The organism is Mycobacterium neglectum (genome assembly GCF_002591975.1).
GTDB lineage: Bacteria > Actinomycetota > Actinomycetes > Mycobacteriales > Mycobacteriaceae > Mycobacterium > Mycobacterium neglectum.
In genome coordinates, this window is the sequence record NZ_NVQE01000001.1 from 37347 (window position 1) to 58989 (window position 21643).

Sequence of the window (21643 nt, forward strand, 5' to 3'; positions counted from 1 at the left end):
GCACCCGTATGACCCTCCCTATCACTACCCGTTCCGTCCCCGTGCCCGGCGCCCGGCTGCACTACGAGCTCCGTGGCCGGGGCCCACTGTTGCTCGTCATCGGCTCCCCCATGGCGGCCGCGGAGTTCGCACCCTTGGCCGAGACCCTGGCGAGCGACCGCACCGTCGTCACCTACGACCCTCGGGGTTATGCGGCCAGCACGGTCGACGACCCGGACGCACCGTCCAGCGTCGAACAGCGCGCCGACGACGTCAACGCGATCCTCGATGACCTGCGCGCGGAATCGGCCGACCTGTTCGGGTCCAGTGGCGGCGCGGTCACGGGGCTGGCGCTCGTCACGCGATATCCCGGACGGATCCGCACGCTGGTCGCCCACGAGCCGCCGTCGCTGTTGCTGTTGCCCGACGCGGCGGAACAGCGCGTCAACACCGAGGCCATCGTGGACACGTTCCACCGGGACGGGTTCGAAGCCGGGTGGGGGCATTTCATGGCCAACGCCGGATTCGACGTACCGCCTGACGACGCGCCGCCGACCAATCCGGAGCCGTCCGCCGCTGAAGCTCGCCAAATGGCCCGATTCTTCGACATCGACCTGCGCCCAACGTGCTACTACGAGCCCGACATCACTGCGCTGCGGGCGAGCCCGACGCGCACCGTGGTCGGCATCGGCGCAGACTCCGGCAGGCTGCTGACATACCGGACCTCGTCGGCGCTGGCCGAACTACTGGGCAGCGCGCCGGTCACATTCCCCGGCGACCACGGCGGATTCCTGGGCGCGCCAGTGGAGTTCGCGGCTACGCTGCGAGGGGTCTTGCAGTAATCGCGAGGAGAGTCAGCCGATCAGAACCGCGAAGCGCGGTTTGATCACGTCATCGATGATGGCCAGCCGTTCGTCGAACGAGATGAACGCCGACTTCATCGCGTTGATGGTGAACCGTTGGAGGTCGCTCCACCCGTAACCGAATGCCTCGACCAGACGCAGCATTTCGTGGCTCATCGTGGTGTCGCTGATCAGTCGGTTGTCGGTATTGACGGTGACTCGGAACCGTAGCCGCGCCAGCAGATCGAACGGGTGCTCGCCGATGCTGCCGACCGCACCGGTCTGCACGTTACTGCTCGGACACATCTCGAATGGAACCCGCTTGTCCCGCAACAGCGACGCCAATCTGCCCAACTCGACGGCCCCGTCCGGTCCCTCGGTGATGTCGTCGACGATCCGCACCCCGTGACCGAGGCGGTCGGCGCCGCAGAACGCGATCGCTTCGTGGATGGACGGCAGCCCGAACGCCTCGCCGGCGTGAATTGTGAACCGGGCGTTGTTGCCCCGCATGTATTCGAACGCATCGAGGTGACGCGTCGGCGGATATCCGGCCTCGGCGCCGGCGATGTCGAAGCCCACCACGCCTTTGTCGCGGAAGCGGATCGCGAGCTCGGCGATCTCCAGCGACCGCGCCTGATGCCGCATCGCGGTGACCAGGCATCGCACCACAATGAATCGGCCCTCGGCGCTGGCAGCCTTCTCGCCGTCGGCGAAGCCGGCGAGCACGGAATCGACGACGGCGTCCAAGGACAGGCCGGCGTCGATGTGCAGTTCGGGCGCGAAGCGGATCTCGGCGTACACGACGTTGTCGGCTGCAAGGTCCGCGACGCACTCATAGGCCACCCGGTGCAGCGACTCGGGTGTCTGCATCACTCCGACGGTGTGCGCGAACGGCTCCAGATAGCGCACCAGCGATCCGCTGTGAGCAGCGGTGCGGAAGAAAGATGCGAGTCCGTCGACATCGGTGGCGGGCAGATCGTCATAGCCGTTGGCCTCGGCCAGTTCCAGTACGGTGGCCGGCCGCAGCCCGCCGTCGAGGTGGTCGTGCAGCAGCGCCTTGGGCGCCTGGCGGATCGACTCCAGCGTCAGCGGCGTCGTCATGACGTGATCCGATCGATGATCAGCGGGCGCACCGGCGGCGCCTCGTCCCCGACGCGCCAGCCGCCGTCCAGCTCAGCCATCGCGGCCTCGAGTCGCTCAGGAGTTTCGGTGTACAGCGTGAACAGCGGCTCGCCGGCGGCGACGGGCTCGCCGGGACGGCGGTGGATGCGCAGGCCGGCACCGGACTGCACGCGCTCACCGGGGACAGAGCGGCCGGCACCGAGCCGCCACACCGCCAGTCCAACTGCCATCGCGTCGATGCTTTCCATGGTGCCACCACGCGGGGCGGTGACGGTCTCCGTATAGCTGCCCACGGGCAACGCGCCCGGAGACAGCGCGCCGAGGTCGCCGCCCTGCGCGGCGACGAGCTCACGGAACCGGTCCATCGCGGTACCGTCCTTCAGCGTCTGAGCCGGGTCGGTGCCGTCGACACCCGCGGCGTCGAGCATCTCGGCGGCCAGTGCCAGCGTCAGCTCCACTACGTCTGCCGGACCGCCACCGGCCAGCACCTCCAGCGATTCGGCGACCTCGACCGAATTGCCCACCGCACGGCCCAGCGGCGTCGACATGTCGGTCAGCAGCACGCGCGTCACCAGCCCGGCTTCGGTGCCGAGCTCGACCAGGGTGGCGGCCAGTTCGCGGCTCTCCTCCTCGGTGTTGAGAAACGCGCCGGAACCCACCTTGCAATCGAGCACCAGGGAGGCGGCACCCTCTGCGATCTTCTTGCTCATCACCGAACTCGCAATCAGCGGCAGCGATTCGGTGGTGCCTGTGACGTCGCGCAGCGCGTAGATCTTCCGGTCCGCAGGCGCCAGCTCCCCCGCGGCGAAGATCGCCGCGCCGATGTCACAAAGTTGTTCGCGAATTTGGGCTTTTGACAACTCGGGAGAAAAGCCAGGGATGGATTCCAGCTTGTCGAGCGTGCCGCCGGTGTGGCCGAGTCCGCGACCGGCCGCTTGCGGCACCGCGCCGCCGCAGGCCATCACGACCGGCACCAGTGGAATGGTGACCTTGTCACCCACTCCGCCGGTGGAATGCTTGTCCACCAACGCCAGTGGCTTTCCATCGCGCCGAAGATCTGTAAAGTCCAACCGCTCACCCGAGGCCACCATGGCCGCCGTCCAGCGAGCGATTTCAGGCCTTGTCATGCCGCGCAGGAAGATCGCCATCAGCAGCGCCGACATCTGCGCGTCGGCCACCCGCCCGTGCGTGTAGGCGTCGATCACCCAGTCGATCGCCGCGTCGGAGAGCACGCCACCGTCGCGCTTGGTCCGGATGATCGTGGGAGCGTCAAACGAATGCGGCATACAGCCTCCGCGCGTCGAATATGAACTGCATCACCGGATTACGGCACTTCCTCGTGGGGTACCTCGAGCCGGGCCAGATCCTGCGGTCCGAACGCGTCGGGCAGCAACTCGCCCAGCGTCCGCGGCCCCGTCGGATGATCGACCAGCAATTCCGGGCCGCCATGCTCCAGCAGCACCTGCCTGCACCGTCCACACGGCATCACGACGTTCCCGGCGCGGTCTACACAGGACAGGGCGATCAGCCTGCCGCCGCCACCGGAATGCAGGGCGCAGACCACTGAACACTCGGCACAGAGACCTAGGCCATATGAGACATTCTCCACATTGCAGCCCGACACCATCCGGTGGTCATCGACCAGCGCGGCGGCACCGACGGAAAAGCCTGAATACGGCGCATAGGCATGGCTAGCCGCCTCAGTTGCCTTGTGCCGCAACATTTTCCAATCGATATCGGATGTCATGTCAATCCCTCCGGACCGATTCTGAATGCATTCCGAAGACCCCGTTCCGCAATGAGACAAGTGAGGAAGGTAACCCTAACTTTTGCCGTTTTGCGTGCGCCGACGGCTAAACGGTAGTTCGTTTAGCAGTACAACTGGGATTAGAGTCGCCCCGAGGTTTGGGGCAGTGGTCCACGACCGGTCTGATTGCGAGCCTGTGGGACCCCCGCCCCGAGCGTCCACCGAAGGCGTTGGAGGCCATATGAGTACTCAGACTGCTGGGCAGTCGCCCGGGAGCGCGGCGGTGCCGGCTCCCCGGCCTGAGCCGTCACGCAGACGCACCCTCTACCGCGGTGACCCCGGGATGTGGTCGTGGGTGCTGCACCGCATCACCGGTGCCACCATCTTCTTCTTCCTCTTCGTGCACGTGCTCGACACCGCGCTCGTGCGTGTCAGCCCACAGGCCTATAACGAGGTCATCGAGACCTACAAGTCTCCGATCGTCGGACTGATGGAGATCGGCCTGGTGGTTGCCGTGCTCTACCACGCTCTCAACGGCGTCCGGGTGATCCTCATCGACTTCTGGCAGAAGGGTCCGCGCTATCAGCGGCAGATGCTCTGGGTCGTCGTCGGCATCTTCCTGGCGGTCTTCATCCCGGCGCTCGGCATGATCGGGCTGCACATGTGGGAGCGGTTCCTGTGAGCGGCCCGACCGGCGCCTGGACGCCACATCACAAGGAGGGCCGCATCGCCCCCGTGATGGAGAAGGAGTACGACCGCCCCGCCAGCCTGGACCACCCACGCGCTCCACGGCGCCCGCGGGGCATCCCCTACTTCGAGAAGTACGCGTGGCTGTTCATGCGCTTCTCAGGGGTCGCACTGGTGTTTCTGGCGCTGGGCCACCTGTTCATCATGCTGATCTGGGACGGCGGGGTGTACCGCATCGACTTCAACTACGTCGCGCAGCGGTGGGCATCACCGTTCTGGCAGATCTGGGACATGGCCCTGCTGTGGCTGGCGATGATTCACGGCGCCAACGGCATGCGCACGATCATCGGCGACTACGCCCGCAAGAACACGACGAAGTTCTATCTGAATTCGCTGCTGTTGCTGGCGACCGGATTCACCCTGGTGCTGGGCAGCTACGTGCTGGTCACCTTCGACGCGAGCATCTCGTAATGGGAGAAAGATGATTCAAGAACATCGCTACGACGTGGTGATCGTCGGTGCAGGCGGGGCGGGTATGCGCGCCGCCGTCGAGGCGGGGCCACGAGCGCGTACGGCGGTGCTGACGAAGCTCTACCCGACGCGCAGCCACACCGGCGCGGCGCAGGGCGGCATGTGCGCGGCGCTGGCCAACGTCGAAGAGGACAACTGGGAGTGGCACACCTTCGACACCGTCAAGGGCGGTGACTACCTCGCCGACCAGGACGCCGTCGAGATCATGTGCAAGGAAGCCATCGACGCGGTGCTCGACCTCGAGAAGATGGGCATGCCGTTCAACCGCACCCCCGAGGGCCGCATCGACCAGCGCCGGTTCGGTGGGCACACCCGCGACCACGGCAAGGCGCCGGTGCGCCGGGCCTGCTACGCCGCCGACCGCACCGGCCACATGATCCTGCAGACGCTGTATCAAAACTGCGTCAAGCACGACGTCGAGTTCTTCAACGAGTACTACGCACTCGACATCGCCATCACCGAGACGCAGTCGGGCCCCGTCGCCACCGGCGTCATCGCCTACGAGCTGGCGACCGGCGACATCCACGTCTTCCACGCGAAGGCGATCGTGTTCGCGACCGGCGGCTCGGGCCGGATGTACAAGACCACCTCCAACGCGCACACCCTCACCGGCGACGGCCTTGGCATCGTATTTCGCAAGGGACTTCCGTTGGAGGACATGGAGTTTCACCAGTTTCACCCGACGGGCCTGGCCGGTCTCGGCATCCTCATCTCCGAGGCGGTACGCGGCGAGGGCGGCCGGCTGCTCAACGGCGAGGGTGAGCGTTTCATGGAGCGGTACGCGCCGACGATCGTCGATCTGGCGCCGCGCGACATCGTCGCCCGCTCGATGGTGCTCGAGGTGCTCGAGGGCCGCGGCGCCGGTCCCAACAAGGACTACGTCTACATCGACGTCCGACACCTGGGCGCGGATGTGCTCGAGGCCAAGCTGCCCGACATCACCGAGTTCGCCCGCACCTATCTGGGCGTCGACCCGGTCACCGAGCTGGTGCCGGTCTATCCGACGTGCCACTACGTGATGGGCGGCATCCCGACGACGATCAGCGGCCAGGTGCTTCGCGACAACACCACTCCCCTGCCCGGCCTGTACGCCGCAGGCGAGTGCGCGTGCGTTTCGGTGCACGGCGCCAACCGGCTGGGCACCAACTCACTGCTGGACATCAACGTGTTCGGCAGGCGCGCCGGTATCGCCGCGGCCAACTACGCGCTCGGCCACGATTTCGTGGACCTGCCCGCGGACCCGGCGGACATGGTGGTCACCTGGGTCGGCGACATCTTGAGCGAGCACGGCAACGAGCGGGTCGCCGACATCCGCGGCGCGCTGCAACAGTCGATGGACAACAACGCGGCGGTGTTCCGTACCGAGGAGACGCTCAAGCAGGCGCTCACCGACATCCACGCGCTCAAGGAGCGCTATTCCCGAATCACCGTGCACGACAAGGGAAAGCGATACAACAGTGATCTGCTCGAGGCCATCGAGCTCGGCTTTTTGCTGGAGTTGGCCGAGGTCACCGTCGTCGGCGCACTCAATCGGAAGGAGTCGCGCGGCGGACACGCCCGCGAGGACTACCCCAACCGCGACGACACCAACTACATGCGGCACACCATGGCCTACAAGGAAGGCGCCGATCTGCTGAGCGACATCAGGCTGGATTACAAGCCGGTGGTGCAGACGCGATACGAGCCGATGGAACGGAAGTACTGATATGACGATCGCACCCGAGGTTTCGACCAAGGACCCCGAGCTGCCACCGGTGCCCGAAGGGGCGGTGATGGTGACGGTGAAGATCGCCCGTTTCAACCCGGAGGACCCCGACACGTCAGGCTGGCAGAGCTACCGGGTGCCGTGCCTGCCGTCGGACCGGCTGCTGAACCTGCTGCATTACGTGAAGTGGTATCTGGACGGCACGCTCACATTCCGGCGCTCGTGCGCGCACGGCGTCTGCGGCTCGGATGCCATGCGCATCAACGGTGTCAACCGCCTCGCGTGCAAGGTCCTGATGCGTGACCTGCTGCCCAAGAAGGCCGGCAAGCAACTCACCATCACCATCGAGCCCATTCGCGGCCTGCCGGTCGAGAAGGACCTCGTGGTGAACATGGAACCGTTCTTCGACGCCTACCGCGCGATCAAGCCGTATCTGATGACGACGGGCAACGAGCCGACGCGCGAACGCATTCAGAGCCAGACCGACCGCCACCGCTACGACGACACCACCAAGTGCATCCTGTGCGCCTGCTGCACCACCAGCTGCCCGGTGTACTGGAGCGAGGGCAGCTACTTCGGGCCGGCCGCGATCGTCAACGCCCACCGGTTCATCTTCGACAGCCGCGACGAGGGCGCCGCCGAACGCCTCGACATCCTCAACGAGGTCGACGGGGTATGGCGCTGCCGCACGACGTTCAACTGCACCGAATCCTGCCCCCGCGGCATCCAGGTGACGCAGGCCATCCAGGAGGTCAAGCGCGCGTTGATGTTCGCGCGCTAGGCCGTTGAGGCTTCGCCTGCCCGCTTCCCCACCTGCTCGCCGTAATAGCGAACGACCACCGCCACCGCGGCCACCACAGGCACGGCGAGAAACGCACCGATGACGCCGAAGGTGGCAGCGCCCAGCGTCACTGCGAGCAGAACGATCACCGCATGCAGCTTCATCGACTTCGATTGCAGCCACGGTTGCAACACGTTGCCCTCGAGCTGCTGAACGGCCACGATGATCGCCAGCACGATGAGCGCGTCCACCACACCGTTGGAAACCAACGCGATGAGGACGGCCAGACCGCCGGCGACGAACGCGCCGACGATCGGGACGAACCCGCCGATGAATGTGATGATCGCGAGCGCATACGCCAACGGCACGCCCATGATCACGAGGCCGATCCCGATGAGCACCGCGTCGACGAGACTGACCAGCGCCTGAGTCCGGACGAACCCGCCCAGGGTCGACCAGATCCGCTCGAGTATCTCCGCAGCGTGCGGCGCAGCAGGGCGACCCAGTACGCCGCGCAACCACGGAATGAACCGCGGCCCATCCTTGAGCAGGAAGAACGTCACGACGATCGTGGCGAACAGGGTAACGAGCGCCGACGTCGCGGCACCGACTCCGGTGAACACACCCGATGCAATTTGTGCGCTGCTGGAACTCAGCCGATCGTTGATCGCGGCGACCGCTGAATCGAGTTGCGCCTCACTGATATTCAGCGGTGGCCCGCCCAGCCAGTCCCGCACCTGCACGACGCCGGCGGAAGCCTGTTCGGCCAGCTCCGTGGACTGCTCGACGATCGCAGGCGCCACCGCCGCTATCACACCGGCGATCACCGCCACGGCGACCAGAAGCACCGACATGACCGCAGCAGCCGGGGGAACGCGCTTGCGCAGGAGCCAGCGCACAGGTGGCCACAACACGGTGCACACGATCAGCGCAAGCACCACGGGCAGGATGACCACCCACGTCTTGCCCACTAGCCATGCCAGCACCCACAGCGCCGCGGCCACCGCGACGAACTGCACCGCCACCACCGCACTCGACCGAAGATGGGCGCCGTAGATCGATCCGCGACTGGGAAACGTTGTTGATTCATCCGTCACTGGGCCTGGTTACCCGCCATCGGCAGGTTCAAAGTGTCTCGTCCCCACTCGCCGTGTCACACCTCGCGGGTCTGCCTCGTCTAACGGGTATGAACACGACTTCACGCATCGAACCCGTATCCCCGAAGCACGCCTCGCTGCTGACCAAGGTCTTCTACCGGATTGCCAAGCGCAAGTTCGGCGAGGTGCCCGAACCCTTCGCCGTCGCCGCACATCACCCGCGGCTGATGCTGGCCAACGTGGTGCACGAGGGCATGCTGGGGTCGGCGTCGAAGAAGCTTCCCAAGAATGTGCTCGAACTGGCGGTGTTCTGGACGGCGCGCACCGTCGGGTGCTCGTGGTGTGTCGACTTCGGTTCGATGCTGCAGCGCCTCGACGGCCTGGACGTCGACCGACTCAAGCACATCGACGACTACGCCACGTCCCCACTCTTCACCGACGACGAGCGAGCCGCCATCGTCTACGCCGACGCCATGACCACGGATCCGCACACCATCACCGATGAACAGGTCGACGACCTCAAAGGCCGCTTCGGTGACGACGGCGTGATCGAGCTGACCTACCAGATCGGCGTGGAGAACATGCGCGCACGGATGTACTCGGCGCTGGGTATCACCGAGCAGGGTTTCAGCTCAGGCGATGCGTGCCGGGTGCCGTGGGCTACCGAGGAGAATCTGGCCTGAGCGGCGAACCGGTGAACTTGTCCGGATTGGCGATATCCCAGATGGCACAGACCTTTCCATCGCGCACCGTCATCGCCGTGACGCGCGGCATCACCTCGGGATAGCCGTCGTTCGCCGGCGAGCCGGCGAGATAGGTGCCCAGCTGTCCGTTGATGTTCGCCAACTGGCTCGACGACAGGAACTCCGGCCCGTAGCGGGCAGCCAGCCCCAACAGGAAGCGCGCCACCTTGTCGGGACCATGGATGACCCGTGCGGCGGTGGGTGCTTTGCGGTTCGAGTCGCCCGTGAATGTCACCTCTGGATGTAGCAGTCGCACAACGGCTTCCATCTCACCGGCGGCGATGGCGAGCATCAGGGCGCCGGCCACCTCGGCGTGCATCTCGTCGGAGACCGCAGGCGGCGCGCTCGCCACCGCCCGTCGCGCTCTCGATGCCAGCTGACGCGCGGCGGCGTCGGTGATTCCGAGCACCGAGGCGATCTCGGGAAACGGCACGGCGAAACCGTCGTGCAGCACGAACGCCACCCGTTGATCGGGGTTGAGCCGTTCGAGCACCACCATGGCGGCGAACCGCGCGTCCTCACCGGCCACCACCGCCGCCAGCGGATCATCGCCGTCCAGTGCGGTCACGACGGGCTCCGGCAGCCATTCGCCGTAGTACATCTCCCGACGATGTGAGGCCGAGCGCAGCCGATCGAGCGCCAGCCTGCTGACCACCGTCGTCAACCAGGCGCGTAGATCGGCGATCGCGTCGGCATCCGAACGGTCCCACCGCAGCCACGCATCCTGCACGATGTCTTCGGCGTCGGCGACGGTTCCGGTCAGTCGGTACGCGACGGACAGTAGGTGCGGCCGCAGCTCCTCGAACTCGTCGACCCGCGTACCTCCGGAAAACCGAGTCATGAACCAAGTCTAGAACCGGCCCCCAATGTGACTGATTTCGTTGCGATGTAACCCGCATGAGTCGATTCCCGAGTTGAACCCACGCAGAAACCACGGAAACCGTATATTCCGCACATGGCAATCAAGGAACCCGACGCCCCCGTCGTCGGCGACAAGGGACTGCAGGCAGGTGCCCTCGGCCTCGTCGGCAACATCGTCATCGGCCTCGCCGCCGTGGCTCCCGCTTACAGCCTGGCCGCGACGCTCGGCTACGTCGTCCTCGCGGTCGGCGAAAAAGCGCCGTCGATGTTCTTGCTCGCGTTCATCCCGATGCTGCTGGTCGCGTTTGCCTACAAGGAACTGTCCCAGGACACCCCCGACTGTGGCACCACGTTCACGTGGGGAACCAAGGCGTTCGGGCCGTGGATCGGTTGGATCGGCGGATGGGGCCTGGCCGTGTCGGCGATCATCGTGCTGGCCAATGTGGCCGAGATCGCGGCGATCTACCTGTTCAAGTTCCTCGGCCTCGACGACCTCGCCGAGAACATTCTTGCCAAAGTGCTGCTCGGCTGCTTCTTCATCGTCGCCATGACACTGATCAGTGCGCGGGGGATCGTCGTCTCCGAGCGGTTTCAGAACATCTTGATCGCCATCCAGTTCGGCGTGCTGGTCATCGTCAGCATCATCGCGCTGGTCCGCGTGTTCTCCGGAACCGCCGGAGCCCAGGCGGTCACGCCGCAGCTGTCATGGCTGTGGCCGAGCGGTCTGGACATGTCCTCGATCGCCGCCGCGATCATCCTGTGCATCTTCATCTACTGGGGCTGGGACGCCTGTCTGGCGGTCGGCGAGGAAACCAAGAACCCCGGCCGCACTCCCGGGATCGCCGCGGTGATCACCACGCTCATCCTGGTGTGCACGTACGTGCTCGTCGCCTATGCGGTGCAGTCGTTCTCGGGCTTCAGCGAGGTGGGCATCGGGTTGAACAACCCCATGAACACCGACGACGTTCTCACGGTGCTCGGTAAACCGGTGGCAGGCACGATCGCGGCGTCCCTGCTGCTGCTCACAGTCTCCATTTCGGCACTGTCGTCGACCCAGACGACCATCCTGCCCACCGCTCGCGGCACCCTGTCGATGGCGGTCTACGAGGCCATCCCCAAGCGGTTCGCCCGTGTGCATCCGCGCTATATGACCCCGGCCTTCGGCACCCTCGTGATGGGCGGCGCGGCGCTGTTCTTCTACTTGCTGCTGACATTGCTGTCGGAGAATGCACTCGCCGACTCGGTGGCCTCGCTTGGGCTCGCGGTCGCGTTCTACTACGGAATCACGGCGTTCGCGTGCGTCTGGTACTTCCGCAGGACATTGTTCTCCTCGGCTCGAAACCTGTTCTTCCGCGGCATCTTCCCGCTGATCGGCGGGCTGGCAATGGCTACGGCATTCGGCATCAGCGCCAAGGACATGATCGCACCGGACTACGGCTACACCGCATTCGGGCCGATCGGCGGCGTCTTCGTGCTCGGCGTCGGAATGCTCGTGCTCGGTATTCCGCTGATGCTGGCGTGCTTCGCATTCGGCACCAAACGGTTCTTCCGTGGCGAGACTCTCACCGCCCAAACCGAAGTCAAGGTTCTAGACACCTACTGAGAGTGCAGGAAAAGCAATGCATCTGACAGTCGGATACCTAGCCACAAGCACCGGGGACGACGGCGTCGCATTGGCGAGCGCTCTCGCCAAGACCTTCGACGCCACTGTTGACGTTGTTCTGGTTGTGCGGCAAGAGCTTCCGGACGGCCATCCCGGGCGCGCGGAGTACCAGCAGCTGCTCGTCGAGCGCGGCGAGGACTGGATCTCCCGGGCGATCGACCGGCTCACCGCCAACGGTGTCAGCGCATCGTCGACCGTGCTGGTCGGTGAGTCGTTCGCCGAATCGCTCGTCGGCTTCGCCGAACAGAAGCATTCGGATCTCATCGTGGTCGGCGGCGCACGCGACGGGTTCTTCGGCGGCCACACCATCGGCCCGGTAACCGGTGCGCTGCTGCACTCCTCGCCGATTCCGGTGGCACTGGCTCCGCGTGGCTACGCCGACGACCCGGACGAGAAGTTCGTCGCCGTGACGGCCGCCGTGCCGACCCGCCCCGGCGACGACAACCCACTACCGTTCGCGATCACGCTTGCCAGCGCCGCCAACCTGGCCATCCGGATGCTCTCGCTGGTGTCCTCCGAGAACCTCACCGAGGCCGCCAACGCACGCGAGGTGCGCCAGCTCCAAAGGGCCGCCGCCGAGGAGAACCTCGCTGTGGCGGCGCGGGCACTTCCGGACGCGCCCGAGATCGAATCGCTCGTCGCCGACGGTATGACGTTGGAGTCCGCGCTGAAGAAGCTCCGCTGGGACGACGGCGATCTGCTCGTCGTCGGTTCCAGCAGGTTCGCCGCGCCACGACGGATCTTCCTGGGTTCGACGGCCGCGCGCATCCTGGCCGGCGTCGACGTCCCGGTGATCGTCGTCCCGAAAGCCGACTAACGCTTCGGGACAGGCCCGATGCTTCAGCTCCGCTAGCGCTTCGTGAAGATGGTCCGGTGCCACTCCTTGTCGGCCACCCCGGTGATATCGCTCATGACGTGCTTGATGGTGAGGTACTCCTCCAGCGAGTAGTCGCTCATGTCCTTGCCGAAGCCCGACGCGCCGACGCCGCCGTGGGGCATCTCGCTGATGATCGGGATGTGGTCGTTGATCCATACGCAACCCGCGTGAATCTCGCGTGACGCCCGCTGCGCCCGGTACACGTCACGCGTCCACGCCGACGCCGCCAAACCGAACGCGGTGTCGTTGGCCTGCCGCAGCGCGTCGTCGTCATCGGTGAACGACCGGACCGTCAACACCGGCCCGAAGATCTCGTCGCGGTAGATCTCGGAGGCTTCGTCGACGTCGGCGATCAGCGTCGGCCGGTAGAAGGAACCGGGCAGGTCAGGCGCGCTGCCGCCGGTCACAACGCGTCCGCCCTGACCAGGTGCACGCTCCACCATGCCCGCGACCTTGGCGCGGTGTGCCATCGAGATCAGCGGACCCAGGTCGGTGTTCGGATCCTCCGGATCGCCGACCACCACCTTGCTCATCACCTCCGCGACACCGGCGACGAAGTCGTCGTACAGATCGCGCGCCACGATCGCGCGCGTCGCGGCCGTGCAGTCCTGGCCGGTGTTGATCAGTGACCCCGCGACTGCGCCCTGGATCGCGGCATCCAAATCGGCGTCGTCGAAAACCACGAACGGCGCCTTGCCGCCCAACTCCAGCTGCGTGCGATGGCCGTGCACGGCGGCCGCCGCCATCACCTTTCGGCCGACCGGGGTCGACCCCGTGAACGTCACCACGTCGACGTCGGGGTGCCCGGCGAGCGCGGTGCCCACATCACCGCCCGCTCCCGTGATGACGTTGAAGACCCCGTCGGGCAGACCAGCTTCGGTGGCCAGCCGCGCAAGTGTCAGCGTGGTCAGCGGCGTCAGCTCCGCAGGTTTGATCACGACACTGCACCCGGCGGCCAACGCGGGCAGCACCTTCCAGACCGCCATTTGCAGCGGGTAGTTCCACGGCGTGATGGTGGCGACGACGCCGACGGCCTCGCGACGGATGCTCGACGTGTGATCACCGGAGTACTCGGCGGTGGCTTTGCCCTCGAGATGCCGTGCCGCACCGGAGAAGAAGGAGATGTTGTCGATGCTGCCCGGCACGTCGAACTCGGTAGCCAGCCGCACCGGCTTTCCGGTCTGACTCACCTCCTCGGCGATGATCGCGTCCGCGTTGGCGTCGACGAGTTCGGCGAGTTTGGCGAGCACCCCTGCGCGGTCGACCGGAGTAGCCGTCGCCCAGCCGCGCAACGCGGCACGCGCGGATGCCACGGCGCGGTCGACGTCGGCAGGCGTGGCCAGTGCCATCTCGGCGACGGGTGTTCCGTTGGCGGGATTGACCACTTGGTGCAGCCCACCGCCGGTGATCGCCGGGGCCCCGTCGATCCAGCTGCTTGCCACGTTCGTGGACACGGTCTTGGGAGAAGACACAGTCATGGACCAACGCTAACCGACCGGGACGGGCCAAGCTACGCATTCCCGCAGCGCGCAGGCCCTAAAACGAATGATTTCATGGTCATAGTTGCTTGCCGCGACGGATTCCGTGCACAATCACTTGCATGGCTAACCCGGGTCTCGGGCCCGTATCGTTCCGCGTCAACCAGTCCAGGCCTGGCGCGGCGTTCCAGCTCGACGACCTGTCGAAACAGATTATCGAGAAGTTGCAGCAGGACGGCAGGCGCTCCTACGCCGGCATCGGCAAGGCGGTCGGACTTTCCGAAGCCGCGGTTCGTCAGCGGGTGCAACGGATGGTCGACGCGGGAGTCATGCAGATCGTCGCGGTCACCGATCCGATGCAACTGGGCTTCGCCCGCCAGGCCATGATCGGCATCAAGTGCACCGGCGACACCACCACGATTGCCGAGAAGCTGGCCACCATCGAATCCGTCGACTACGTGGTACTGACTGCGGGTTCGTTCGACGCCATCGTCGAGGTCGTCTGTACCGACGACGACGACCTGCTCGACCTACTCAACACACAGATCCGCGCATTACCGGGAGTGATATCAACCGAGACACTTGTTTACCTGAAACTCGTTAAACAGCAATATAATTGGGGTACAAGATGACCGTTACCGATATCTCTAAAGACACCACCGAGCTTGGCGCCATCGCCGACCGCCACCTGTGGGGGCATTTCGCCCGCCACGGCGCCGGCATCACGCCGCCGATCATCACCCGCGGCGAAGGCGTCCACATCTGGGACAGCACCGGCAAGAGCTACATCGACGGCCTGTCGGGGCTGTTCGTGGTCCAGGTCGGCCACGGCCGCAAAGAGCTCGCCGAGGCGGCCGCCAAGCAGGCCGAGACGCTGGCCTTCTTCCCGCTGTGGTCCTACGCGACGCCGCCGGCGATCGAGCTGTCCGAGCGGATCGCCGGTTATGCACCGGGCGATCTCAACCGCGTGTTCTTCACCACCGGCGGCGGTGAGGCCGTCGAGTCAGCGTGGAAACTGGCCAAGAATTTCTTCAAGCTGACCGGTAAACCCGGTAAGCACAAGGTGATTTCGCGTGCGATCGCCTACCACGGCACTCCCCAGGGCGCTCTGGCGATCACCGGCCTGCCTGCGTTCAAGGAGCAGTTCGAGCCGCTCACGCCGGGCGGATTCCGCGCGCCGAACACCAACTTCTATCGGGCACCTGCGATCTACGAGCACGACGCGAAGGCGTTCGGACGGTACTGTGCCGACCGCATCGCCGAGGCGATCGAGTTCGAGGGCCCCGACACCGTATGCGCGGTCTTCCTGGAACCGGTGCAGAATGCCGGCGGCTGCTTCCCGCCGCCGCCAGGGTATTTCGAGCGGGTCCGTGAGATCTGCGACGAGTACGACGTGCTGTTGGTGTCCGACGAGGTGATCTGCGCCTACGGCCGGATCGGCTCGATGTTCGCCTGCGACGACTTCGGCTACGTACCCGACATCATCACCTGCGCAAAGGGTTTGACGTCCGGCTACTCGCCCATCGGCGCGATGGTCGCATCCGATCGGCTTTTCGAACCGTTCAACGACGGCAAGACGACGTTCGCACACGGCTACACGTTCGGCGGACATCCGGTGTCGTCGGCAGTGGCGCTGGCCAACCTCGACATCTTCGAGCGCGAGGGGCTCAACGACCACGTCAAGGAGTTGGCCCCGGCGTTCCGATCGACGCTCGAGCAGCTCTACGACCTTCCGATCGTCGGCGACGTCCGCGGCGAAGGGTTCTTCTACGGCATCGAACTCGTCAAGGACAAGGCGACCAAGGAGACCTTCAACGACGAGGAGAGCGAGCGGCTGCTGCGGGGCTATCTGACCCCCGCGCTCTTCGAGGCAGGCCTGTACTGCCGCGCCGATGACCGCGGTGACCCAGTTGTGCAGTTGGCACCGCCACTGATCAGCGGGCAGAAGGAATTCGACGCGATCTACGAAATCCTGCACGGCGTGCTCGCCGAAGCCAGCCGGCGACTCTGACACGGCAGCTGGGGTCGATCGGTGGCGTCCACAATGGGTAAGCCGCCGATCGACCCCGTCCGCTGGACGCCGCCGCCGGTCGATCCGCTCCCGGATCTTCCCTCGGCGGAGCTGACCGTCGTCTCGGTGCCCGGCGATGCACCCGAGGACGTGGTGGTCGACGGCGACGGGCAGATCTGGGCCGGCCTGGTCGACGGCAAGATCGTCCGCATCCCTTCGAAGGGCGGTGCGCCCGTCGTGGTCGCCGAGATCGACAACCGGCCGCTGGGCTTGCACGTCGCCTCCGACGGCCGATTGTTGGTCTGCAGCAGCCCGGGCGGACTCCTAGTGCTCGATCCGGCCACCGGTGTCGTCGAAACGTTGGTTTCCGAGGTCGACGGACGGGCTCTGCAGTTCTGCTCCAATGTCACCGAACTAGCTGACGGCACAATATATTTCACCGAGTCGACGAGCGCGTTCACCTACGCGGACTTCATGGGACCGATCTTCGAGGCGCGCAACCGCGGCAGTGTGTTCCGTCGCGATCCCGACGGCACAGTGCTCACGGTGGTCCCCGGCCTGTATTTCGCCAACGGCATCACGCCCACCGCCGACGGGTCGGCACTCGTGTTCGCCGAGACCCAGGCGCGACGACTGTCGAAGTACTGGCTTGCGGGAGACAAGGCGGGCACGGTCACGCCGCTGGCCATCAACCTGCCCGGTAATCCGGATAATCTCTCGACCGGCGCCGACGGCCGGATCTGGTGCGCGATGGTGTCGCAGACCAATGCGGCGGCGGAGTGGCTGCCAAGGACTCCACCCGCGCTACGAAAGCTGCTGTGGCGACTACCCGATCGACTGCAGCCCAAGATCAAGCCGGTCGTGTGGGCGGTGGCGTTCGACCCCGACACCGGCAACGCCGTTGCAGGTGTCCGCACCGAGCACCCTGGCTTCGGCATGGTGACGGGTCTGGTCGAAGCCGAAGGCAGATTGTGGATGGGTTGCATCGGCTCGCCGGCCGTCGCACACGTCGACCTGGCGGCGACGGCCTTGCGCTGAGGGCACCGGCATCGCTATCCACGAAATTCAGACGTCTACTCGCACTTCTTCTGCACTTCGTCGAAAACGATGTCATCCGCGCTACCCGCGCGAGTCACAATTGAAACTTGAATCACACCAGTCACAGCGCGCCTCCTGGGAATCCCGCCCGCCAACACCTAATCTGCGCTCACCATGGCGAACGTCCGAACCTCGTCGCAGCGCGCTGCGGCCCTGGTAGCAGCATTGTTTCTGTTGGCTTCCCCCGCGGTGGCCGCGGCCCAACCGGACGCCGCGCCGGATACCAGCGCATGTCCGTACAAGCAATCGACGCCACCGGCCATCGATGCGTCCGAGGTGCCCAAGCCCGGTCAGGCGGCTCCCGGTCCGCTGCCTGTGCCGGCCAAGCCGATGGGCGGCGACGCGCTCTCGGGTTGTGGCGTGATCACCGCTCCCGGCACCCCACCGCTGCCCAACGACGTCTCAGCCGAGGCGTGGCTGGTCGCCGACCTGGACACCGGCGATGTCATCGCCGCCAAGGATCCGCACGGCAGGCACCGGCCCGCAAGCATCATCAAGGTCCTCGTCGCGATGCAGGCGATCAAGGAGCTGCCGATCCACAAGGTCGTTGCGGGCACCGCCGAGGACTCCGCTCAGGAGGGCACCAAGGTCGGCGTCGGCGAGAACGGCTTCTACTCCATCAACGACCTGCTGCACGGCCTGCTGATGTATTCGGGCAACGACGCAGCGCACGCGCTGCTCATGCAACTCGGTGGGTGGGACACCGGGTTGGGCAAGCTCAACGCCCTGGCGGACAAGCTCGGCGGACACGACACCCGGGTGGCGACGCCATCGGGCCTCGACGGTCCCGGCATGAGCACCTCGGCATACGACATCGGCCTGTTCTACCGATATGCCTGGCAGAACCCGATTTTCACCGACATCGTCAGCACCCGCAGCTTCGACTTCCCCGGCCGAGGCGACGTCGGCTATCCGATCGAGAACGACAACAAGCTGCTCAACAACTACCCCGGCGCTCTCGGCGGAAAGACCGGGTTCACCGACGACGCGGGCCAGACGTTCGTGGGTGCGGCCGATCGCGACGGCCGCCGCTTGGTGGCGGTGCTGTTGCGTGGCACTCGCCAGCCGATCGCGCCGTGGGAGCAGGCGGCGCATCTCCTGGACTACGGCTTCGCGACGGCGCCGGGCACCAGGATCGGCACACTGATCGAACCCGACCCCTCGCTGCTCGCGCCGAAGCCGGAGGCGGCCGCCGGCTCCCAGGCCCTCAATGCCGCGCCGGTGCTGCCCGATATGGACGCCGCCCCCGTACGCGTGGGAGTGGGCATCGTCGGATCGATCATCGTGTTCGGGCTCATCATGGCCGCCCGGTCCGTCAATCGCCGCCCCCAGCACTGATTCAGGCGGTCACGGCCCCCACGCTGGCCTGGGCAACGCCGCGGACTTGCGGCCGAGCTTTCCGGACCGGACCTGGGCAGCCAGGCTGTCGAGGATGACCCGCGAGCTCATCAGCGCGGTCTGCTCGGCCCAGTCATACGGCGGCGAGCATTCGACGACCTCGATACCGGCCAGCCCGGGTTCGGAGACCATCTTGACCAGGTTGAGTGCTTCCCGCGGCAGCAGACCGCCCGGTTCCGGCCAGCCGGTGCCGGGCACGAAGCCTGCGTCGATGACGTCGATATCGAACGACAGATAGACCGCCTTGGCGCCCTTCCACGCTGTCTCAAGGGCAATTTCCGCTATCTTTTCGACGCCGACCCGTTCGACGTCGCCGACGGTGATGACCGTCGACTTGCGTTCGCGGCCCACCTTCACGCCCTCGCGCGGGCTCTGCCAACCGCCGATGCCGATCTGGACCAGGTTCGTCGCGGGCGCGTTCTTGATGTTGGTGGCGTGGAACCACGGGGTCGTGTGCATCCGCTCGTCGAGGTCGGTCTCCTGGGTATCGACGTGGCGGTCGAAGTGAATGATGCCGATGTTGCCGTCCATGTACGGCGCCAGACCGCGGATCGTCGGGAAGCCGATCGAGTGGTCGCCACCGAGCACGATGGGCATGACGCCCTTCTGTGCCACATGCGCCATCGCCTGACTGATCTGGTCGAACGACTTCTCCAAATTGCCAGGGATCGTGAACACGTCGCCGATGTCGACCATGTTCAGCTGCTCGCGCAGATCGACACCGGACTCGTAGTTGTACGTGCCGAACAGGTTGGTGGAGCGGCGAATTCCCTGGGGGCCGAACCGGGTACCGGGCCGGTAGGTGGCACCGGCATCGAGCGGCACGCCGAAGATCGCCACCTCGGCGTCGTCGACCTGGTTGACATCCTCGATGAACGGGCACTTGAGGAACGTGCCGCGCTCACCGGCGAAGTGTGGCTTCTCGCCGCGGACGAACGTCGAGATGGTCCGGTCGTTGATGGTGGGCGCGGCCTCAAGGCCGTAGCTCAGGCCGCGTTCGATCTCTTCACGCAACCGGCGATCGCCGAGATTTGCCTCTGCTTGCTGCGCCCACGCACCTTCGGAGTTCGGCAGGGACGGATCGGGCCTGCCGGTGAATTCGGGACCGTCGGACATGAGTGCTCCTCACGCGCCGTCTTGTCGCTGACCGGGTACGACGCACCTCGTCCGGGGCGCCGGGTTGCACGGCGCCTGCTGTCATTGTTGGCACGTTCGCGAATTCCTGTCCAGCGCTATATGAAACGCATCGTTAACACCGATCGCGATCTTTCGTAACGGGCAGGGCCTTTTCTGATTTGGACTCACATGAATATGTGGGGCGCGTCTAGGGTTCCGCCGGCACGCCGGGCCTGGTCCGAGAGACGCAGGCGACCAGGCAGCGGTGCTGGGCCGTTCCACGGCGGGATAAAAACCCGGGAGACTCCAGTGCCCATTCGGAGGCTCCGCCTCCGGTGCTCTATCGGGAGGCTCTCATGATTCTTCTCGGCGTGGCGATCAGCATCGCCGTTGTCGTTGCCGTCGGCTTCTATGTGTCCAAACGCATCGAGGGCGACAGCTCCAATTTCCTTGTCGGCGGCCGGATGTTGCCCTTCTGGCTCGTCGGCGGCGCGCTCATGGGCGCCGCCGTCGACACCAACGCCACCCTCGGCAATACCGACCTCGCCTTCGAATTCGGCTTCTGGGCGGGTGCGGCGCTGCCGCTGGGCTTGGCGCTCTGCCTGACGATCACCGGCGTCTTCTTCGCCAAACCGATGAACCGGATGGGGCTGACGTCGTTTCCCGACTACTACCGACTCAGGTTCGGGCGTTCGGTCGAGGTGGGCGCCTCGCTGCTCCTGGCCGTCGCGTTCTGCATGCTGGTGGCGGGCAACCTCGTAGCGGGCGGCTTTCTGTTCAACTACTTCCTCGGCATGCCCTACTGGCTGGGTGTTGTCCTGATCGCGGCGATTGCAGTGGCCTACACCGGAACCGGCGGCCTCATCGCTGACGCCTACACGGCGATCATCCAGATGTCGCTGATCCTGATCGGCGCCGTCGGCCTGTTCATCTGGATGTCGAGCACGCACGGCATCAACATCGCCGAGGGAACCGGGCCGTTCGCGCTCGGGCAACTCTCCGATCCGGCCCAGGGTGCGGTCATCAACTGGGCGACGCTGATTGCGCTGGGCATCGGCGACATCGTCGCGATCGATTTCATGGCCCGCGTGTTCTCCGCCAAGTCACCCGAGGCTGCGCGCAAGGCCTGCTTCACCGCGGCCGCGGGTACCGTCACGATCTGCGTACCGTTCGGACTGGTTGTGCTGGCGGCACATTCGTTCCTGCCCGAAGAACTCGACGGCCCGGTGTTGTTCGTGCTGCTTGACCAATACGCGCCGGTTGGGCTGACCGTACTGGTGCTGTGCGGGCTGGTCGGTGCGTCGATGTCCACCGCGAACGGCGCCATCTTGGCGATCTCCAACGTGTGCGTGCGCAACCTCGGCGGCGTCCGCCGGGTGCACGAGCCCGGTAAGAGGGATCCGCTGTTGCGGGCCACCCGCATCGCGATGGTTCCGATGACCTTGTTCTCGATCGTGTTCGCGATCTACGTCCAGCAGACCGGGATCCTCCTCACGCTGGCATTCGATCTGATGCTGGCCTGCCTGGTCGTGCCATTCATCCTTGGGCTGGTGTGGCGCCGGGGCACCACCACGGCCGCTGTTGCCTCGATTGCCGTCGGGTTCGTCGTCCGGATCGGACTGTTCGTCATGACCCCGACGATGTTCGGGGTCGAGAACACGATCCTCTACATCCCGAACAACCTCGTCAGCGCATCGTTCGACGGGTGGCCCACGTTCATCGCATTCGCGGCCGGCCTGCTGACCTATATCGCGGTATCGCTGATGACGCCTCCCGCAACGCTGCGCGGCCTCGACATTCAGGTCGCGCAGGATGTCGACGATGCCCTCGATACGACGCAAGAGGAGATCGAGAACAAGGCCTCTGCGCTCGCGGGTGCGGCCACGCCCGGATAGCGCAGCCGCAGC

The 21643-nt window shown here is 65.7% G+C and carries 20 protein-coding genes and 2 riboswitches; of the genes, 13 read left to right on the plus strand and 7 right to left on the minus strand.

Going from position 1 to position 21643, the window contains the following annotated elements; all coding sequences use genetic code 11:
* The first annotated feature begins 8 nt into the window (after positions 1-8).
* Complete coding sequence (locus tag CSQ99_RS00180) at positions 9-821, plus strand: alpha/beta fold hydrolase (RefSeq protein ID WP_099037031.1); 813 nt, start codon at positions 9-11, stop codon at positions 819-821.
* Between the two features lie 12 nt (positions 822-833).
* On the opposite strand, the gene CSQ99_RS00185 is transcribed toward CSQ99_RS00180, so the two are convergent.
* Genes CSQ99_RS00185 through CSQ99_RS00195 form a run of 3 tightly spaced genes read right to left on the minus strand, consistent with a single transcriptional unit; the run spans position 834 to position 3690 of the window.
* Positions 834-1922: an adenosine deaminase gene (locus CSQ99_RS00185; RefSeq protein ID WP_099037032.1), complete on the minus strand. Its 1089-nt coding sequence runs from the start codon at positions 1920-1922 to the stop codon at positions 834-836.
* Entirely contained in the window at positions 1919-3229 is a 1311-nt protein-coding gene (locus tag CSQ99_RS00190) for a thymidine phosphorylase (RefSeq protein ID WP_099037033.1), read from the minus strand. Before CSQ99_RS00190 ends, CSQ99_RS00185 begins: the two co-directional genes overlap by 4 nt.
* Positions 3230-3267: 38 nt before the next feature.
* Entirely contained in the window at positions 3268-3690 is a 423-nt protein-coding gene (locus tag CSQ99_RS00195; RefSeq protein ID WP_099037034.1) for a cytidine deaminase, read from the minus strand.
* 241 nt (positions 3691-3931) lie between these two features.
* On the opposite strand from CSQ99_RS00195, the gene sdhC reads away from it, so the two are divergent.
* The 4 genes from sdhC to CSQ99_RS00215 are packed head-to-tail and all read left to right on the plus strand — an operon-like array spanning position 3932 to position 7394.
* Positions 3932-4372, plus strand: a complete 441-nt coding sequence (sdhC, locus tag CSQ99_RS00200) for a succinate dehydrogenase, cytochrome b556 subunit (RefSeq protein ID WP_099037035.1) — start codon at positions 3932-3934, stop codon at positions 4370-4372.
* A gap of 56 nt (positions 4373-4428) precedes the next feature.
* Positions 4429-4848 carry a succinate dehydrogenase hydrophobic membrane anchor subunit gene (locus tag CSQ99_RS00205; protein WP_051468732.1) on the plus strand — a complete coding sequence of 140 codons (420 nt, stop codon included), beginning with the start codon at positions 4429-4431 and terminating at the stop codon, positions 4846-4848.
* 10 nt (positions 4849-4858) lie between these two features.
* Complete coding sequence (gene sdhA / locus CSQ99_RS00210; RefSeq protein ID WP_099037036.1) at positions 4859-6613, plus strand: succinate dehydrogenase flavoprotein subunit; 1755 nt, start codon at positions 4859-4861, stop codon at positions 6611-6613.
* Position 6614: 1 nt separating this feature from the next.
* Positions 6615-7394: a succinate dehydrogenase iron-sulfur subunit gene (locus CSQ99_RS00215; RefSeq protein WP_099037037.1), complete on the plus strand. Its 780-nt coding sequence runs from the start codon at positions 6615-6617 to the stop codon at positions 7392-7394.
* On the opposite strand, the gene CSQ99_RS00220 is transcribed toward CSQ99_RS00215, so the two are convergent.
* Entirely contained in the window at positions 7391-8491 is a 1101-nt protein-coding gene (locus CSQ99_RS00220) for an AI-2E family transporter (protein WP_099037038.1), read from the minus strand. The genes CSQ99_RS00215 and CSQ99_RS00220 overlap by 4 nt on opposite strands.
* Before the next feature lie 89 nt (positions 8492-8580).
* On the opposite strand from CSQ99_RS00220, the gene CSQ99_RS00225 reads away from it, so the two are divergent.
* On the plus strand, positions 8581-9174 hold the full coding sequence (locus CSQ99_RS00225) for a carboxymuconolactone decarboxylase family protein (RefSeq protein ID WP_099037039.1): 594 nt from the start codon (positions 8581-8583) through the stop codon (positions 9172-9174).
* Here CSQ99_RS00225 and CSQ99_RS00230 read toward each other — a convergent pair.
* The gene (locus tag CSQ99_RS00230; RefSeq protein ID WP_099037040.1) at positions 9152-10075 is read right to left on the minus strand and encodes a sigma-70 family RNA polymerase sigma factor; all 924 of its coding nucleotides are present in this window, start codon (positions 10073-10075) and stop codon (positions 9152-9154) included. The two genes, CSQ99_RS00225 and CSQ99_RS00230, sit on opposite strands and share 23 nt — an antisense overlap.
* A 114-nt stretch (positions 10076-10189) precedes the next feature.
* Between CSQ99_RS00230 and CSQ99_RS00235 the strand changes: the two genes are divergently transcribed.
* Positions 10190-11698, plus strand: a complete 1509-nt coding sequence (locus CSQ99_RS00235) for an APC family permease (protein ID WP_099037041.1) — start codon at positions 10190-10192, stop codon at positions 11696-11698.
* 16 nt (positions 11699-11714) lie between these two features.
* A complete protein-coding gene (locus CSQ99_RS00240) occupies positions 11715-12575 on the plus strand; it encodes a universal stress protein (RefSeq protein WP_099037042.1) in 861 nt (286 codons plus the stop codon).
* A 32-nt stretch (positions 12576-12607) separates the two neighbouring features.
* On the opposite strand, the gene CSQ99_RS00245 is transcribed toward CSQ99_RS00240, so the two are convergent.
* A complete protein-coding gene (locus CSQ99_RS00245; protein WP_176560798.1) occupies positions 12608-14113 on the minus strand; it encodes a gamma-aminobutyraldehyde dehydrogenase in 1506 nt (501 codons plus the stop codon).
* A 122-nt stretch (positions 14114-14235) separates the two neighbouring features.
* On the opposite strand from CSQ99_RS00245, the gene CSQ99_RS00250 reads away from it, so the two are divergent.
* The 4 genes from CSQ99_RS00250 to CSQ99_RS00265 all read left to right on the plus strand — a co-directional run bounded on the left by CSQ99_RS00250 (position 14236) and on the right by CSQ99_RS00265 (position 18560).
* Positions 14236-14745, plus strand: coding sequence for an Lrp/AsnC family transcriptional regulator (locus CSQ99_RS00250; protein ID WP_099037043.1), 510 nt, complete (start codon positions 14236-14238; stop codon positions 14743-14745).
* Positions 14742-16124 (plus strand): aspartate aminotransferase family protein, encoded by a 1383-nt coding sequence (locus tag CSQ99_RS00255; protein ID WP_099037044.1) that lies wholly within the window; start codon positions 14742-14744, stop codon positions 16122-16124. Before CSQ99_RS00250 ends, CSQ99_RS00255 begins: the two co-directional genes overlap by 4 nt.
* 33 nt (positions 16125-16157) lie before the next feature.
* On the plus strand, positions 16158-17162 hold the full coding sequence (locus CSQ99_RS00260) for an SMP-30/gluconolactonase/LRE family protein (RefSeq protein ID WP_176560821.1): 1005 nt from the start codon (positions 16158-16160) through the stop codon (positions 17160-17162).
* Positions 17163-17336: 174 nt separating this feature from the next.
* Positions 17337-18560: a D-alanyl-D-alanine carboxypeptidase family protein gene (locus CSQ99_RS00265; protein ID WP_099037046.1), complete on the plus strand. Its 1224-nt coding sequence runs from the start codon at positions 17337-17339 to the stop codon at positions 18558-18560.
* Between the two features lie 9 nt (positions 18561-18569).
* On the opposite strand, the gene CSQ99_RS00270 is transcribed toward CSQ99_RS00265, so the two are convergent.
* Complete coding sequence (locus CSQ99_RS00270; RefSeq protein WP_099037047.1) at positions 18570-19736, minus strand: agmatinase family protein; 1167 nt, start codon at positions 19734-19736, stop codon at positions 18570-18572.
* Between the two features lie 10 nt (positions 19737-19746).
* Positions 19747-19815: riboswitch (guanidine-III (ykkC-III) riboswitch) on the minus strand.
* A gap of 118 nt (positions 19816-19933) precedes the next feature.
* Positions 19934-20041, plus strand: a riboswitch (guanidine-I (ykkC/yxkD leader).
* Positions 20042-20092: 51 nt separating this feature from the next.
* On the opposite strand from CSQ99_RS00270, the gene CSQ99_RS00275 reads away from it, so the two are divergent.
* Positions 20093-21631 (plus strand): high affinity choline transporter 1, encoded by a 1539-nt coding sequence (locus CSQ99_RS00275; RefSeq protein WP_099037320.1) that lies wholly within the window; start codon positions 20093-20095, stop codon positions 21629-21631.
* The last annotated feature ends 12 nt before the right edge of the window (positions 21632-21643 follow it).